Genomic DNA, 15299 nt, shown 5'->3' on the forward strand with positions numbered 1-15299 from the left:
CGGTGAAAGGAAACGGACCAATGACCTCTTGCAGCAACACCGGCATCGTCGACACCTCGACCGCCAGCCCGATCTCCGTCGAGACGGCGCGCGACCACCACGGCCGCGCAGGCGTGGAGTTCGTCGATCCCCGCCCCGCCGAGGCGATCGCGGCCAGCACCGGAAAGATCCCCGGCGCGCGCCTCATCGCGATGGAGGATATCGAGGCGGGCAGACTCCCGGCGGCTTTTGCCGACCGCTCGATCCACGTCGTGACGACATGCCAGGCGGGCCCGATGGCGTCCCGCGCAGCAGCGGCCTTCGCCGCCCAGGGCTTCGCACGGGTAAGCTGGATCGAAGGTGGAACCCAGGCGTGGCTCGACGCAGGATTGCCGACCGTCCGCTGACACCAGTCGAAAGATGAACGCCGCAGCACCGCCTCGCCCGAGGCGGTGCTGACGTGTCGCCTGTGCATCAGGGCGTGTACCAGATTGGCGAGCCCCAGGCGCGCTCCTGGATCGTCGCCGGTACGTCCTCCAGAAGCGGCAGGCCGTTGCGCACCGCGTCATAGGTCGACCAGCGCGGCGTCGGGATCTCCAGCACCCGCGCGTAGTAGAACGCGCCTTCCTGCGGATCGAACTCCGCGTCGGTCCAGCTTCCGATCAGCTCCGGCGCACCGATGTCGTTGGTGAACATCGCCGTGGACAGATCTACGGTGTTGCCGACCGGCGGAAGCTTCCTGGTCAACGGATCGATCTCCCGGTCGCCCGCCCAGACCACGTCGATGATCTTCTCGTTTGCGTCGCCGTACTCGTCGACCCAACCCTTGATGATCTGAATCCGGTCCAGATTGGCCCCCATCGGGTCCTTCTGCGCATGAACGGTGAAGACCGGCGCGGCGCCGATCGGGGGCAGGGTTCCTCCCATCGGGGTGCCAAGAAGATAGCCCTCCTGCGCCATCGCCACCGGATCCTCCGGCGCCGAGAGATCCACGCCCCCGAACATCCGCACCTTGATCCGCGGGCCGGAGGTGGCAAAGGTCTCGCGGCGCTTCATGGCGTCCCAGATCCCTGCGCGCGTGTTTTCCGTCGCCCAGACCCCGGCGAGCGATCCGATGGATAGATCCTTGCCGTCGATCCAGCCCGCCACGCTTCCGGTCCTGCGGCGCTCGACGCTGCCGTCTTCGGGCCCGTGGGTGCCGATGAAACTGTCCTCGGCCACCGCCGCCGTCATGCCGTTGTGATTGTCAGTCCCGCCGATGAATCCGTATTTGAACGGATTCACGCCTAGGGCGAACTCGTATCCGACGCCATCAAGCAGGCCGGCGCGGACGAAATCCCGCTGCCGGAAGACGCGCCCCGAGTTCTTCTGGATCGAGTCCGCATTCTCGAAACCGGCAAACTCGTCGGCGGCCCAGAACTTGCGATGCACTTCGGAATTGCCCTTCACCTGCATCATCTCGATCAGCGGCTCGTAGGATTGCCGCATCCGCGCATATTCGAGGTCCATCGCCTCGCCGAAACTGTCGATATCGGGGAACATGCGCCCCTTGGAGGCATTCGAGTTGTGCGGAATGGCGAGCAGGCGGCGCCCCTCGGCTTCCTGCTCCTTCATCCAGGCCCAGAGGTTCTCTTCCTGGTTGATGTCGATGTAGCTCGGCACGCTGGCGGGCACGTTGTTGTCCCGGAACAGCACGTTGCGGTGGAGGTTTGCGCCGTTCGGCGCGGCGGACCATTCGAAGCCGATCAGTGCGGTGAAGACACCCGGCTCGTTCGCCTCGTCCGCGGCCTCGACGACCAATTGCCATGCCGATCTCGAGGTTTCCGGGCCGGCGAAGAACGGCGGATGCTGCGGCGTGGCCGAACGGTTGGACGACACCACGTACTTGATGAACCATTGCTGCCGATCCTCGAGCGTCTCCAGCCCGCGCAGCGCCACGAGGTCTTCGTTGTCATGTCCCGGGGCGTCCTCGAACATGGCCGAGTACATCTCGCCCAGGTATTCCGCATGGTCGGTGACGGCGGCGAAATCGAGCGGGCGCTCGTGCTGCGCGACCGAGCCGTCAGGCAGGGTCACAGGCTTGCCGCGTGCATAGGCAAGACTGTCCGCCGGCATAAGCCGCGTTCCACCGATATATGCGTCGAGCGAGAAGGCCGTGTGCAGGTGGGTCTCTCCGAAATACGCATCGCGCAGCGGGTTCGGATCGGCGTCGGCAGGTCCCGCGGCGGCGAGCGCGGCGATGGCAATGGGAAGGGGGCTGGCGCGCATGAGCGATACGGTTCCTCACGTTTTGGTCCGACGAGATGCCGAGGATCATATCAGCCGAGGCTGTGTGCCGGTGACGGTAGCGGATGAACCGGCCTCTGCACAGGCGGATTGTTTCCCCGGACACGATTGCCGCCGCTGCCAAGTGGGGGGGCGTGATACGGGAACGATTTTCGGGTGGGCCGCCTGGTCTGCGCGGGGCGATCCTGACCGTTTACACTTTACTCACACTTTATTTCTGATGAATATCATATGGTTAAGGGGGTTTTCACGATGAAATCCCGCCTTTTCATGCTGCAATCGCCCCCCGCGCTACCCTTGTCTCCGGTCCGGATAGCGCTTTCTGGCAGCGGGAAGACCAGCCGAACCGATGCAGGATCCATGTCCAGACCGAGCCTCCCGTTTTCACCGCGCAATGCCGGAGCCATCCTCTCCCGCACCCTGATCGCCACCTTCCTCGCCGTCGCAGCCCTCATCTGGGCCTTCGTCGAGTTGGCGGACGAGGTGGTCGAGGGCTCGACCCGCGCGCTCGACGAGGCGCTTCTGCTGGCGATGCGCAGCCCGCTCGACAGTGCCGACCCGCTCGGCCCGTCCTGGCTCGAGGAGATCGCCCGCGATTGCACCGCGCTCGGCGGGGTCGCGGTCCTGACGCTCCTGGTTTTCGCGGTGACCGGTTTTCTCTGGCTGACCGACCAGCGCCGATCGGCCCTGTTCCTGCTGGCGGTCGTCGCCGGGGGCCTTGCCGTCAGCACGGGGTTCAAGGAGTTCTTCGCGCGCCCGAGGCCCGATCTGGTCACCCACGGCTCGCATGTCTACACCGCGAGCTTCCCCTCGGGCCACTCGCTGATGGCCGCGATGACCTATCTGACGCTCGCCATGATGCTCGCCCGCACCCAGCCGCGCCGCAGGGTGAAGCTTTACCTGCTGAGCATTGCCGTGACCGCCACGATCCTGGTCGGCATAAGCCGCGTGTACCTCGGCGTCCACTGGCCCAGCGACGTCCTTGCCGGCTGGACCCTTGGGGCAGCCTGGGCCCTGCTGGCCTGGGCGCTCGCCCGGTTCCTGGAGCGGCGCGGAGAGCTGGAGCCCGAGACCGACGAGGGCTGATCGCGGTCTCGCGAGGCCGTTCCTGGTTGCGACATTCCATAATTCATGTATTCACGAACTATGGAATCGAATCTGCACACTGAAGCACTGACCGCACTGGGTCATGACGGGCGGCTGGCGGTGTTCCGGCTGCTGGCCCGCCGCGCCCCGCAGGGCGTGCGGCCCACGGAAATCACGCAAGCGCTGGATCTCAAACCCAACACCTTGTCGGTCTACCTTGCGACGCTGGAGCGGGCGGGCCTAGTCCGGTCCGAGCGGCAGGGGCGGGCGGTGTTCTACACGGTCGCGCTCGATCGTCTCGGCGCACTGATCGACTTCCTTGTCGCGGATTGCTGCAATGGCCGTCCGGACCTCTGCGCGCCACGCACCGCGCGGGCGCTTTCCTCCGACATTCAGGGGGGCTTCACGATGTCAGACCGTCCATTCAACGTGCTTTTCATCTGCTCGGGAAATTCCGCCCGCTCGATCTTCGCCGAGGCACTGCTGCGTGACCTGGGGAAGGGGCGTTTCACAGCCTATTCCGCCGGCATCAATCCCGCCGGTATGCCCAACGGCTTCGCGCTCCAGATCCTCGAGCAACTCGACCACGACACCTCGGACCTGCGCTCGAAGTCGCTGGAGGAGTTCCAGGGCGAGGGCGCGCCGGAGTTCGACTTCGTCTTCACCGTCTGCGACGCGGCGGCGAACGAGACATGCCCGCCCTGGCCCGGTCAGCCGATGACGGCCCATTGGGGCCTTCCGGATCCGGTCAAGGTCGAGGGCACCGACGCCGAGAAGGCGCTGGCCTTCAAGGACACCTACCGCCAACTGCGCCAGCGCATCTCGGCCTTCGTCGAAATCCCGTTCGAGGGGCTGAGCCGCGAGTCGCTGCAACGCCATCTCGACGCCACCGATCAAGCAACGGAAACCGCCTGACATGACTACGACGACGGAAGACCGCCCCGCGCCGGGCGGCCTTGGAAGTTTCGAACGCTGGCTCTCGGCCTGGGTCGCGGGTGCGATCCTTGCCGGGCTGATCCTCGGCAGCCTGCTACCCGGCCTGTTTTCGGCCCTTGCGGCGCTGGAGGTGGCACGCGTCAACCTGCCGGTCGCCGTGCTGATCTGGGCGATGATCCTGCCGATGATGGTCGGCGTCGATTTCGGTGCGCTGAAGCGCATCGGGGACCGGCCGAAGGGGCTGGTGATCACGCTGGTCGTCAACTGGCTGATCAAGCCGTTCAGCATGGCCGCGCTCGGCGTGTTGTTCTTCAACTATGTCTTCGCCGGGCTGATCCCGCCCGATGACGCGCAAGCCTATCTTGCGGGCGTGATCCTGCTGGGCGCGGCCCCCTGCACGGCGATGGTGTTCGTCTGGTCGAACCTGACGCGGGGCGACCCGACCTACACGCTGGTGCAGGTCAGCGTGAACGACGTCATCATGATCTTCGCCTTCGCGCCGATCGTCGCCTTCCTGCTGGGCGTGACCGATATCACCGTGCCCTGGGGCACGCTGTTGCTGTCCGCTGCGCTATACGTCGCCGCACCGCTGATCGCGGGGCTGGTGATCCGTCACCGTCTTGAAGGGCAGGGCGGGGAAGCCGCCGTCGAGCGCTTCAAGGAGCGTGCCCGCCCGGCCTCGATCCTCGGGCTGCTGCTGACGGTCGTGCTGCTCTTTGGCTTTCAGGGGCAGGTGATCCTCGACAACCCGCTGGTGATCGCGCTGATCGCCGTGCCGCTGCTGATCCAGAGCTACGGCGTCTTCTTCGTAGCCTACGGCGCCGCGCGCGCATGGCGCGTGCCCTTCGACGTGGCCGCGCCCTGCGCGCTGATCGGCACATCGAACTTCTTCGAACTGGCGGTGGCCGTGGCGATCAGCCTGTTCGGTCTTGGCTCGGGCGCGGCTCTGGCCACGGTCGTCGGCGTTCTGGTCGAGGTCCCGGTGATGCTGTCGCTGGTCGCGTTTGCCAACCGGACCCGCCACTGGTTCCCCGCATCGGATGAGACGAAATGACAAGAATTGCCATCAACGGTCTGGGCCGTATCGGAAAACTGGTTCTGCGCGCACTGATCGACGAGGGCGCGCCGGGCGAGATCGTGCTGCTGAACGACCTGGTCGCGGACCCCGCGCAGCACGCGCTGCTGATGGAGTTCGACAGCGTGCACGGTCGCTGGAAGGCGGATATCGGCCACGATGCGGATAGCCTGACGGTCAACGGCCAGCGGATGCGCCTGACTTCCGAGCACCGGATCGAGGAGCTGCCGCTGAAGGAACTGGCCGTCGATCTGGTGATCGACTGCACCGGGGTCTTCAAGACCGGCGAGAAGGTGCAGCCCTACTACGAAGCTGGCGTGCGCAAGGTCGTGGTCTCGGCCCCGGTCAAGGATGGCGGCGCGCTGAACCTTGTCTTTGGCGTAAATCATGGCCTCTATGATGCTGAAAAGCATGACCTAATCACGGCAGCCAGTTGCACGACGAATTGCCTGGCGCCGGTGGTGAAGGTGATCCACGAGGAACTGGGCATCAGGCACGGCGCGATCACCACGATCCATGACGTGACCAACACCCAAACGATCGTGGACCGCCCCGCCAAGGACCCGCGCCGGGCACGCTCGGCGCTGTCGAACCTGATCCCGACGACCACCGGCTCGGCCACGGCGATCACGCTGATCTACCCCGAACTCAAGGGCCGGCTGAACGGTCATGCGGTCCGGGTGCCGCTGCTGAACGCTTCGCTGACCGACTGCGTTTTCGAGGTCGAGCGCCCGACCACCGCCGATGAGGTCAACGCCATGTTCCGCAAGTATGCCGAGGGGCCGCTGAAGGGCATCCTGGGCTATGAGGAACGGCCGTTGGTCTCGACTGACTATCTGAACGATCCGCGTTCTTCGATCATCGATGCACTTTCCACGATGGTCATCAACGGGACACAGGTGAAGGTCTATGCCTGGTATGACAACGAGTTCGGCTATGCATGGCGGTTGGCTGACGTTGCTCGGCTGGTCGGAGAAGGGCTGTGACTCCAGACGTAAACGAGAAACGCGAGGGGCTGGCGGCCTATGTGGCCGTGACTGCGGCCTATTGGGCGTTCATGCTCAGCGACGGCGCGCTTCGGATGCTGGTGCTGCTGCATTTCCATACGCTCGGCTTCTCGCCGATCCAGCTGGCCTACCTGTTCCTGCTGTATGAATTCATGGGGATCGTCACCAATCTGTCGGCAGGTTGGATCGCGGCGCGCTTCGGGCTGACCTCGACGCTGTACGCGGGGCTTTCGATCCAGATCGCCGCGCTGCTGGCGTTGGCGGCACTGGACCCGGCCTGGGCCGTGGGCGTTTCGGTGGCCTATGTGATGGTCGTGCAAGGCGCCTCGGGCGTGGCGAAGGACCTGGCCAAGATGAGCTCCAAGTCCGCGGTCAAGCTGCTTGCGCCGGGTGAGGGGCTGTTCCGCTGGGTGGCCTGGCTGACCGGCTCGAAAAATGCCGTGAAGGGCGTCGGCTTCGGCCTGGGTGCGGTGCTGTTGGCGGGCTTCGGCTTCGTGCCGGCGGTTCTGGCGATGGCGGCGGTGCTGGCGGCGATCCTTGTCGCGGTGGCGGTCTGGATGCCCTCGGGGCTGCCGAAGGGCCGCAAGGGTGCGAAGTTCCGGGAGGTGTTCTCGAAGGACGCGGACATCAACCGGCTGTCGGCGTCGCGGATGTTTCTGTTCGGCGCACGTGACGTCTGGTTCGTGGTCGGTATCCCGATCTATTTCTACGCGGTGCTCTCGGACGGGACCGAGGCCGGGAACCGGGCGGCCTTCTTCCAGATCGGCAGTTTCATGGCGCTCTGGATCATCGGCTACGGCGCGGTTCAGGCTTGGGCGCCGAAACTGCTGCGCGCCGAGGGGCGCAGCGTGGACGAGGTGATCGGCATGGCGGTGCGCTGGGTCGGGGCGCTGACGCTGATCCCGGCTGGGCTGGCGCTGGCCGCTCTTCTGGCGGGTGGGCCGCAGCCCTGGCTGACGGCGGTGCTGATCGCCGGGCTGCTGCTGTTCGGGGCGGTTTTCGCGGTGAACTCGTCGGTTCACAGCTACTTGATACTCGCCTTTGCCCGGTCCGAGCGGGTCACGATGGATGTCGGCTTCTACTACATGTCGAACGCCGCCGGGCGCCTTGTGGGCACGCTTCTGTCGGGCCTCAGCTACCAGGTCGGCGGTTTGCCCCTGTGCCTGGAAACGGCGGCCGCGATGGCGGGGTTGAGCTGGGTCTGTGCCGGTCGGCTGTCGAAGGGCAGGGCGGTTCAGGTCGCCTGACACTGGACGCGCGGGTGCTCCGGTTTAACTCCCGGCCCACAGGTCCAGACAACAGGAGGACCCCGATGACCTTCACCCGCCGACGCGCACTTGCCACAGGCGTTTCCGCGCTTGCCGCGATCACCGTTCTGCCCTGGAAAGCCCGTGCTATGGGACATGCCGACAGCTTCCCCACCGCCAATGGCGAGGTGAAGGTGCACCCGATCTCACACGCCTCGTTCGTGATGGAGACACCGGGCATGGTGATCCACGTCGACCCGGTGGGCGAGGCGGACGCCTATGCCGACCTGCCCGCCCCGGATCTGATCCTGATCACCCACGAGCACGGCGATCACTACAAGCCCGAGACTTTGGCCGCGCTGGTCACCGACCAGACGAAGCTGATCACCAACCCGGCAGTTTACCAGAAGCTGCCCGAGGATCTGAAGGCCCGCGCCACTGCCATCGGCAACGGCGAACGGACTGAGGCAGGCTCGATCTCGATCGAGGCGATCCCGGCCTACAACCTGACCGAGGATCGGCTTCAGTATCACCCGCAGGGCCGCGACAACGGCTATGTGCTGGGGATCGACGGGTTGACCGTCTATGTCGCCGGCGACACCGAGGACATCCCCGAGATGCGCGCGCTGAGCGGCATCGACGTCGCCTTCCTGCCGATGAACCTGCCGTACACGATGACCGTCGATCAGGCGGCCTCGGCAGTGGCCGAGTTCAAACCGGCGCATGTCTACCCGTATCACTACGGCGACAGCGACGTTGACCGGTTCGCGCAACTGGTCTCGGAGCAGGCCGAGGGTGTCGAGGTCGTATTGGGCGAGTGGTATCCGGGCGAGACTGCCTGAGACCACGCCGCGCCCTTGAGTGGCGCTGCCTGATCGAGCCACGCCCCTGCGACCGTTCGCAGGGGCGTGTTTCTTTGTGGCATCCGAGCCAGGTAGCCTATTGCCGCGGCTTGTTGATGAATTCCTCGACCACGTTGGACATGTCGAAGGAGGTTCCGCCCTGCACCGGCGGGTAGTCCGCCAGCGACTGCAGGTGTTCGCCCATGAGTACCCCCATCGGCTGGATTAGCCAGGACACCTTCTGCATCAGGTGCCCGAAGCTGTCGGACGTGTCGTAGCTCTCGTAGGGATCCGAGCGGATGTTGAACACCAGCGGCACAGTCCGCGGTATGACGTTGGCGTAGTAGTCCTCCTTGGTCGAGAAGTGGAACTTCCACGGCCCCATGCGCACGGCGGTCAGCACGCTCTCGTAGTAGTGGAAGATGTGGCTGCGGGCCGACTGCTCGCTCTCGCCAAGCCAGTAGGGCAAGTTGTTCACGCCGTCGATGTACTGATCCATCTCCTCGCGCACGCGGGTCACCGGGTCCTCGATCCCGGCTGCGACGGCGAGCGTGGTGAACATGTCCTGATGCGCCTGCATCCCGTTCATCGTCACGCCTTCGGGCAGCACTCCGGGCCAGCGGATCACCGAGGGGACGCGGACGCCGCCTTCGTAGGTCGTCATCTTCTCGCCGCGGAACGGTGTCGTTGCGCCATGCGGCCAGGACGAATGTTCGGGGCCGTTGTCGGTCGAGTACCAGACGATCGTGTTCTCGCTCAGGCCGCGTTCCTCCAGCCAGTCGAGCACCCGGCCGATATCCATGTCGTGTTCGATCATGCCGCTGCCGTGAATGTCGCCTTCGAACGTGTATTCCTCGGCCAGGTAGAGCGACTCCTCCTTGAGCCGGGTGTAAAGATGCATCCGACTGGTGTTCATCCAGACGAAGAAGGGATCGCCCGCGTCCTGTGACGCCGCCATGAAGTCCAGGGCCTTCGGGATCATTTCTTCGCTGTCGAACGTCTTCATCCGCTCCTGTGACAGCGGCCCGGTGTCCTCGATGGTCTGCGCACCGACGACGCCGAAGCGCGGATGCTCGGTCTCATCCACCTCCTCGACCGCGAAGCTGTGGAGTACGCCGCGGGTGCCGAACTGCTCTTCATAAGCCTCGAGGCTGCCCGCGAACGCCTCGCCGAAGCGCTGATAGTCACGCTGTTCGGCCTCTTCCTGCGTGTTCAGGTGGTAGAGGTTGCCGAAAAACTCGTCGAAGCCGTGGTTTGTTGGAAGATGCTCGTTCCGATCGCCGAGGTGGTTCTTGCCGAACTGGCCGGTCCGGTAGCCCTCGGCCTTGAGCAGTTCGGCCAGTGTCGGCGACTCGACCTGCAGACCCAGCGGCGAGCCGGGCTGCCCGACCGTCGTCATCCCCGAGCGGATCGGGTACTGGCCGGTGATGAACGCCGCGCGCCCGGCCGTGCAGCTTGGCTGGGCGTAGTGGTCCGTGAACAGGATGCCCTGTTCCGCGATCCGGTCGATGTTCGGCGTGGAGTATCCCATCACCGCATGGTTGTAGGCCGAAATATTGCCCCATCCGATGTCATCCCCCCAGATGACCAGGATGTTGGGACGCTCAGTCTCCTGCGACAGCGTCGGGCCGGTGGAAAGCGCAAGGCACGCGGCCGCCAACATGTATCTGTGTTTCACTTCAATCCCCCCACGATACGAGTGTTGTCCTCAAGTGATTGAACGCTAGCATTTATTTTCGAAGCAAATGTCCCCACTGGGATAATGTAAAGAAATTTGGCCATGCAATTGAACAGGCTTCGAAATTTCGGATGGCTATCGACCCTGACCCGCGAGCGACAGGACGCGGTGCTCGATGCCGGGCGCATTCAGAGCTATCGGAAGGGCACCGAAATCATCCGGGTGGGGGATCCGCCCGGCGGTCCCTATGCGGTCCTGGATGGCGAGATCGCGGTGAGTATCGCTCCGCATCTCTCCGGCCCGGTCATCGTCCATCTGGCGACCCCCGGCTGGTGGATCGCGGAGGGCGCGTTTCTGACGCGGAACGAACGGCAGCTGGGTTTGACCGCCAAGCAGGACAGCACGCTGTTCTACCTGCCCCTCGACGCACTGGAGCGCCTGGCTGCGGACGACCCGGAGTGGATACGGCTCGTCGGGCAGATGCTCATGCTCAATGTCCTGGTCACGTTCCGGACCATCGGCGATCTGCTAATTCCGGAGCCGAAGCGCCGCGTGGCATCGACCCTGCTTCGCTGCATCGGTCAGGAAAGCAGCGGAACGGTCACCGTTTCCCAGTCAGAGCTCGGTCATATGACCAACACATCCCGCAAGGTGGTCAATCGTGTCCTCGCAGACCTCGCTGAGCGGGGGCTGGTCTCCCAGAACTATGGGAGGATCGAGGTGATCAGCGCCGCCGGGCTTCGCGCCTACGCGGCCGGAGAGTAGGTGGCGCCTTGGATGGCCTGACCTTGTCAGCCGAGCCGTGAGACCACCTCCTGCGCCAGCGCCTTGCCGCTGTCGAACGCGCCTTCGACGCGCGCACCGAGCGTCCAGTCTCCGCCCGCCAGCAGGCTGCCATCCTCGCTGGCCGCGAAGGGCCGGCCAAGGGGGCGCGTCGTCATCGCATAGCGCCAGCGGTGCGCGGCGGCGTAGACGGGCGCGGGCAGCGGGGCGAGCACTTCCAGCAACCGGTCCCGGGCGTCGTCCTTTTCGAGTTCCAGATGTTCGGTGCTCCACTCGGGCGTAGCGTGAACCACCCAGGCTAGTGCCGCCTCCCGGTCGGGGCGCGAGCCCGCACGGGCCATCCAGGCGATCCCGTCACGCGGGGCTTGCGCCGCGTCAGGCAGGTCCGGCGCGCGGTCGAAGGCGACCATCAGGGTCCAGCAGGGGGCTATTTCGACCTGCGCCAGCGCCTCGGCCAGTGATGCGTCGACCGCCAGCAGTCTCGCCGCCTGCGGAGCAGGGGCGGTGCAGATGACGTGGTCGAACGGCTCCGTCACCGTGCCATCCGCCAGCTTCAGCCGCCAGCGCAAGCTGTCCGGCACAATGGCAGCGACCTCGGTCTGGAACGCGACATTCAGCCCGTCCGCGAGATGCCGGAGCGGGGCGTTCATCTTCGGCACCCCGACGTAGCGGTGGTGGTCGGCATCCAGTCCATCGGGCATCCACTCCGCCGCCTCGCCGCGCGCGACGGCACCGTCGAGCCACTCCGCGAAGGGCGCGCCGCGCGCGGTCATGAACTGCGCGCCATGGTCGAACGCCAGCCCCTCGGCCCGCCGCGTCGCCATGCGCCCGCCCAGGCCCCGGCTTTTCTCAAAGACCTGAGGAGCGAGGCCCGCTTCCTTGAGCGCATGGGCGCAGGTCAGCCCGGCGAGGCCGGCGCCGATCACGGCGATGCTGGGGGACATGGGGGCTCCTTTCCGGTGGTTCTTGGGGGAAGCTAGGCGCGCTGAGGGCCGCGTCCACTTCCGCCTACCTAAGATCCGCGCTAGAAGGCCCGCATGGCGCTGACCCTGACCGATCTCCGCGCGCTCTCCGGTCTGCCGTTCGACGAGCTGATCGATGTGCGCGCCCCTGCCGAATACGCCGAAGATCACATTCCCGGCGCGACCAGCCTGCCCGTGCTCTCGGACGAGGAGCGGGCGCAGGTCGGCACGATCTATACCCGCGTCGACCGGTTCGAGGCGCGCAAGATCGGCGCCGCGCTGGTGGCGCGGAACGCGGCGGCGCATCTGGAGGGGCCGCTGCGGAACCGTCCCGGTGGCTGGCGGCCGCTGGTCTATTGCTGGCGCGGCGGGCAGCGCTCGGGGTCGTTCGCCTCGATCCTCGCGCAGATCGGCTGGCGGGTGGACACGCTCGACGGCGGCTACCGCAGCTACAGGCGGCTGGTGGTGGATGCGATGCACAAGACGCCGCTGCCGCACCGGTTGGTGTTGCTGGACGGCGACACGGGCACCGCGAAGACCGGCCTGCTGCACCGGCTGAAGGCGCGCGGGCATCAGGTGCTGGACCTCGAAGGGCTGGCGGCGCATCGCGGCTCGATCTTCGGTGCGACAGGGCGGGCGCAGCCGAGCCAGAAGGCGTTCGAAGGCGCCATCGCGGTGCAACTCGCGGCCATGGACCCCGGGCGCCCGGTGCTCGCCGAGGCCGAGTCAAGCCGCGTCGGCGACGTACAGATCCCGCCCAGTCTCTGGGGGGCGATGTGCGGCGCGCCCCGGTTGCATGTCTCGGCCCCGGTCGAGGAACGCGCCCGCTACCTCGTGCGTGCCTACGCCGACCTTACCGAGGACCCGGCCATTCTCACCCCGCTTCTGGACGGCCTGCGGGCGCTGCAAGGGCATGCACGCGTCGACCGCTGGCAGGCGCTGGCCGCCGAGGGCGCCTTCGAAACTCTGGCGCTGGAGCTGGTCCGCGATCACTACGACCACCGCTATCGCAAGCACCGTTCCCGCCACGCCGGACCGAAAGACCGGCACATTGCGCTCGCACGACTGGACGACGCCGCGCTCGATGCCGCCGTTGCCCGGCTTGAAGCCGAACTCGCCACGCTCGCCCTCCAGCCTGCCGCTGCAGACTGAAACGCGCCCCGCTTTCTCTATCCCTTAAAATACTCCCGCCGGAGGCATCCGGCGCCGCCAGATGCGCATTCGCCCGGGACTGTCATGCCACAGCCACCATCGGCGGCCCGTCAGCGACCGCTCCGATCTGTGCCGCGTCATATCCGGCGTCGCTCAGTTTGGCCAGCAGCCGCTCCGCAGCATCGCCGGGCACCGAGGCCAGCAGCCCGCCCGCCGTCTGCGGATCGAACAGCAGCGCTGCCGCAGGGCTGTCCGGCGCGACGACCGGTCCGGCCCCGGCGCGGTTCGCCTCCCAGAGGGTCGAGCGCACGCCTGCCGCCGCCAACCGCTCGGCCCCGGGCAGGAACGGCACCGAGGCCAGCGCCAGCGTCGCCGACGTGCCCGAGGCCGCCATCATCGCGGCGAGGTGCCCTGCCAGCCCGAAACCGGTCACGTCCGTCATCGCATGTGCACCCGAGAGGATCCGCGCCGCCGCGCCTTGCGAGCGCTGCATCGCCTCCAGTGTCGCCAGCACCTCGTCGCCGGTGGCTTTCAGGGCCATCTCGCCGGCCAGCACGTTGCCCGAGCCTATGGGCTTGGTCAGGATCAGCGCATCCCCGGGCCGCGCGCCCGAGAGCAGGATCGGCGGACGCGCGCAAAGCCCTGTCACCGTGAAGCCGAGCGTCATCTCGGCACCTTGGGTCGAGTGTCCGCCGACGACCTCGGCACCGGCCTCACGGAACACCTCGGCGGCCGCAGCCATGACCTCGCGCAGGGTCGCCTCCTGCAGGGGCGCGGCCATGTAGGGCAGCACGACTTGCGCCAGCGCGGCCTGCGGCTCGGCCCCCATCGCCCAGATGTCGCCAAGCGCGTGGTTGGCCGTGATCCGGGCCAGCGTCCACGGGTCCTCGGTGAAAGCGCGCAGGTGATCGGTCGTGACGACCTGCCGCGCGCCGCCGACGGTCAGCACCGCAGCGTCATCCCCGGGTGCGCGGGCCACGTCGGTGCGCACCGGTTCGGGCAGGACCGAGAGTGCCCGGCGCAGCGCGTCGCCGCCGAGTTTTGCACCGCAGCCCGCGCAAGGCGGCTGGTCGCCGGGGCGCGCTTCGGCGACGCCCAGCGCGACCGTTCGGGGCAGGCTGGGGCCGGGCATCTTTGGAAGCTCGTGGAACTTCTCCATGAACTTGTGGTCGATCCGGTTCTTCCAGTGCCAAACCCAGCGGCCCGAGACCGCACGTCCGTTCCGCGCGGCCACCGCGACCTTGCCGCCTAACGAGATCAGCTTCAGGAAGTCCTTCTGAGGTGTCCAGGTGCGCAGCCTGCCGCCCGTCAGTGCGGCGCGCAGATTGTCCGTCAGCACCGGAGCAGCGCGCACGGCATAGACCCCGGCCTTGGGACGCGGCGCGTGCGAGAGATGTGCGCAATCCCCCGCAGCGAACACGTCCTTGTGGCTGGTCGACCGCAGCCGCCCGTCGACGCGTACCCAGCCATCGGTCAACTCCAGCCCGGTCTGCGCCACCCAGCCCTGCGGCTTGGCCCCTGCGGCGCTGGCGATGAAGTCGGCGGGAATCTCAGTTCCCGAGGCCAGCACCGCGCCGTCCGCGCCGACCTTGGCGGCCGCATCGCCTTCGTGCAGCGCGATACCGCGCGCTGAAAGTTCCGCTAGGATCCTGTCACGCGCTCGGTCCGGTGTGTTCGGCAGCGCGGTGCCCGCCTCGATCACGGTAATCCGGGGTGCGTTGCCGGCAGAGGAAAGCCTGTGGTGCATCGCCAGGGCGATCTCGACGCCAGCGACGCCTGCGCCGATCACGGCAACGTGGGGCGCGGCCTCGCCAGCCGAAACGCGGGCGAGAAACGCGTCCCAGGCGCGGGCGAAGGGGCGCATCGGCTTTACGGGCACCGCATGGGCGTCAAACCCCTCGATCGCCGGGTTTGCCCAGCCGACGCCGAAATCCAGCGACAGGACGTCATAGCGGATCGCCGGTCGACCCGTGATGCTCACGGTCTTCGCCTCGGGGTCCAGATCCGAGACGATGCCGGGGATCATCCGCGCGCCGGCAAAGCGGGCCAGCCGCACCACGTCGATGTCGAGCTCATGGTCGGCGTAGTGCCCCGCAACGAGGCCCGGCAGCATCCCGGTGTAGGGTGCTGCGGCGGCGGGGTTGATGAGCGTGAGCCGCACGCCCGGTACGGGCTTCATGCCCCAGCGCCGCAGGACAAGCGCGTGGGTATGGCCGCCGCCGACCAACACCAGGTCGCGTGTCAGGGGCAGGGGGGCGTGCATCAT

General features: G+C 66.8%; 13 protein-coding genes. 9 read left to right on the forward strand and 4 right to left on the reverse strand.

Annotation, left to right across the window (positions count from 1 at the left end):
• Window positions 1-20: 20 nt before the first annotated feature.
• Entirely contained in the window at window positions 21-386 is a 366-nt protein-coding gene (locus ACW9UR_RS05835; protein WP_458915984.1) for a rhodanese-like domain-containing protein, read from the forward strand.
• Window positions 387-453: 67 nt separating this feature from the next.
• On the opposite strand, the gene ACW9UR_RS05840 is transcribed toward ACW9UR_RS05835, so the two are convergent.
• A complete protein-coding gene (locus ACW9UR_RS05840) occupies window positions 454-2247 on the reverse strand; it encodes a DUF3604 domain-containing protein (RefSeq protein ID WP_458915985.1) in 1794 nt (597 codons plus the stop codon).
• Window positions 2248-2625: 378 nt separating this feature from the next.
• On the opposite strand from ACW9UR_RS05840, the gene ACW9UR_RS05845 reads away from it, so the two are divergent.
• The 6 genes from ACW9UR_RS05845 to ACW9UR_RS05870 all read left to right on the forward strand — a co-directional run bounded on the left by ACW9UR_RS05845 (window position 2626) and on the right by ACW9UR_RS05870 (window position 8458).
• On the forward strand, window positions 2626-3351 hold the full coding sequence (locus ACW9UR_RS05845) for a phosphatase PAP2 family protein (RefSeq protein WP_458915986.1): 726 nt from the start codon (window positions 2626-2628) through the stop codon (window positions 3349-3351).
• 60 nt (window positions 3352-3411) lie between these two features.
• The gene (locus ACW9UR_RS05850) at window positions 3412-4266 is read left to right on the forward strand and encodes an arsenate reductase/protein-tyrosine-phosphatase family protein (protein WP_458915987.1); all 855 of its coding nucleotides are present in this window, start codon (window positions 3412-3414) and stop codon (window positions 4264-4266) included.
• A gap of 1 nt (window position 4267) precedes the next feature.
• Window positions 4268-5341: an ACR3 family arsenite efflux transporter gene (gene arsB / locus ACW9UR_RS05855; RefSeq protein WP_458915988.1), complete on the forward strand. Its 1074-nt coding sequence runs from the start codon at window positions 4268-4270 to the stop codon at window positions 5339-5341.
• Complete coding sequence (locus ACW9UR_RS05860) at window positions 5338-6348, forward strand: ArsJ-associated glyceraldehyde-3-phosphate dehydrogenase (protein WP_458915989.1); 1011 nt, start codon at window positions 5338-5340, stop codon at window positions 6346-6348. Before arsB ends, ACW9UR_RS05860 begins: the two co-directional genes overlap by 4 nt.
• Complete coding sequence (gene arsJ / locus ACW9UR_RS05865) at window positions 6345-7616, forward strand: organoarsenical effux MFS transporter ArsJ (protein WP_458915990.1); 1272 nt, start codon at window positions 6345-6347, stop codon at window positions 7614-7616. Before ACW9UR_RS05860 ends, arsJ begins: the two co-directional genes overlap by 4 nt.
• Before the next feature lie 65 nt (window positions 7617-7681).
• Window positions 7682-8458: an MBL fold metallo-hydrolase gene (locus tag ACW9UR_RS05870; RefSeq protein WP_458915991.1), complete on the forward strand. Its 777-nt coding sequence runs from the start codon at window positions 7682-7684 to the stop codon at window positions 8456-8458.
• A 97-nt stretch (window positions 8459-8555) separates the two neighbouring features.
• On the opposite strand, the gene ACW9UR_RS05875 is transcribed toward ACW9UR_RS05870, so the two are convergent.
• A complete protein-coding gene (locus ACW9UR_RS05875; protein WP_458915993.1) occupies window positions 8556-10136 on the reverse strand; it encodes an arylsulfatase in 1581 nt (526 codons plus the stop codon).
• A 102-nt stretch (window positions 10137-10238) separates the two neighbouring features.
• Here ACW9UR_RS05875 and ACW9UR_RS05880 point away from each other — a divergent pair, with 102 nt between their 5' ends.
• Window positions 10239-10901 (forward strand): Crp/Fnr family transcriptional regulator, encoded by a 663-nt coding sequence (locus ACW9UR_RS05880; RefSeq protein ID WP_458915994.1) that lies wholly within the window; start codon window positions 10239-10241, stop codon window positions 10899-10901.
• A 26-nt stretch (window positions 10902-10927) separates the two neighbouring features.
• Here the strand turns inward: ACW9UR_RS05880 and ACW9UR_RS05885 are convergent, their stop codons facing one another.
• Window positions 10928-11863 (reverse strand): NAD(P)/FAD-dependent oxidoreductase, encoded by a 936-nt coding sequence (locus tag ACW9UR_RS05885; RefSeq protein ID WP_458915995.1) that lies wholly within the window; start codon window positions 11861-11863, stop codon window positions 10928-10930.
• A 93-nt stretch (window positions 11864-11956) separates the two neighbouring features.
• On the opposite strand from ACW9UR_RS05885, the gene mnmH reads away from it, so the two are divergent.
• Window positions 11957-13033 carry a tRNA 2-selenouridine(34) synthase MnmH gene (gene mnmH / locus ACW9UR_RS05890; RefSeq protein ID WP_458915996.1) on the forward strand — a complete coding sequence of 359 codons (1077 nt, stop codon included), beginning with the start codon at window positions 11957-11959 and terminating at the stop codon, window positions 13031-13033.
• Between the two features lie 82 nt (window positions 13034-13115).
• Here the strand turns inward: mnmH and selD are convergent, their stop codons facing one another.
• Window positions 13116-15299, reverse strand: a complete 2184-nt coding sequence (gene selD, locus ACW9UR_RS05895; protein ID WP_458915997.1) for a selenide, water dikinase SelD — start codon at window positions 15297-15299, stop codon at window positions 13116-13118.

The sequence above is a fragment of the Halovulum sp. GXIMD14794 genome (assembly GCF_054457455.1).

Excerpts from the sequence above, each read along its gene's own strand:
- ACW9UR_RS05835 (WP_458915984.1), top strand. The coding sequence starts at position 21 with ATGACCTCTTGCAGCAACACCGGCATCGTCGACACCTCGACCGCCAGC.
- ACW9UR_RS05840 (WP_458915985.1), bottom strand. The coding sequence starts at position 2,247 with ATGCGCGCCAGCCCCCTTCCCATTGCCATCGCCGCGCTCGCCGCCGCG.
- ACW9UR_RS05845 (WP_458915986.1), top strand. The coding sequence starts at position 2,626 with ATGTCCAGACCGAGCCTCCCGTTTTCACCGCGCAATGCCGGAGCCATC.
- ACW9UR_RS05850 (WP_458915987.1), top strand. The coding sequence starts at position 3,412 with ATGGAATCGAATCTGCACACTGAAGCACTGACCGCACTGGGTCATGAC.
- arsB (WP_458915988.1), top strand. The coding sequence starts at position 4,268 with ATGACTACGACGACGGAAGACCGCCCCGCGCCGGGCGGCCTTGGAAGT.
- ACW9UR_RS05860 (WP_458915989.1), top strand. The coding sequence starts at position 5,338 with ATGACAAGAATTGCCATCAACGGTCTGGGCCGTATCGGAAAACTGGTT.
- ACW9UR_RS05870 (WP_458915991.1), top strand. The coding sequence starts at position 7,682 with ATGACCTTCACCCGCCGACGCGCACTTGCCACAGGCGTTTCCGCGCTT.
- ACW9UR_RS05880 (WP_458915994.1), top strand. The coding sequence starts at position 10,239 with ATGCAATTGAACAGGCTTCGAAATTTCGGATGGCTATCGACCCTGACC.
- ACW9UR_RS05885 (WP_458915995.1), bottom strand. The coding sequence starts at position 11,863 with ATGTCCCCCAGCATCGCCGTGATCGGCGCCGGCCTCGCCGGGCTGACC.
- mnmH (WP_458915996.1), top strand. The coding sequence starts at position 11,957 with ATGGCGCTGACCCTGACCGATCTCCGCGCGCTCTCCGGTCTGCCGTTC.
- selD (WP_458915997.1), bottom strand. The coding sequence starts at position 15,299 with ATGATGCACGCCCCCCTGCCCCTGACACGCGACCTGGTGTTGGTCGGC.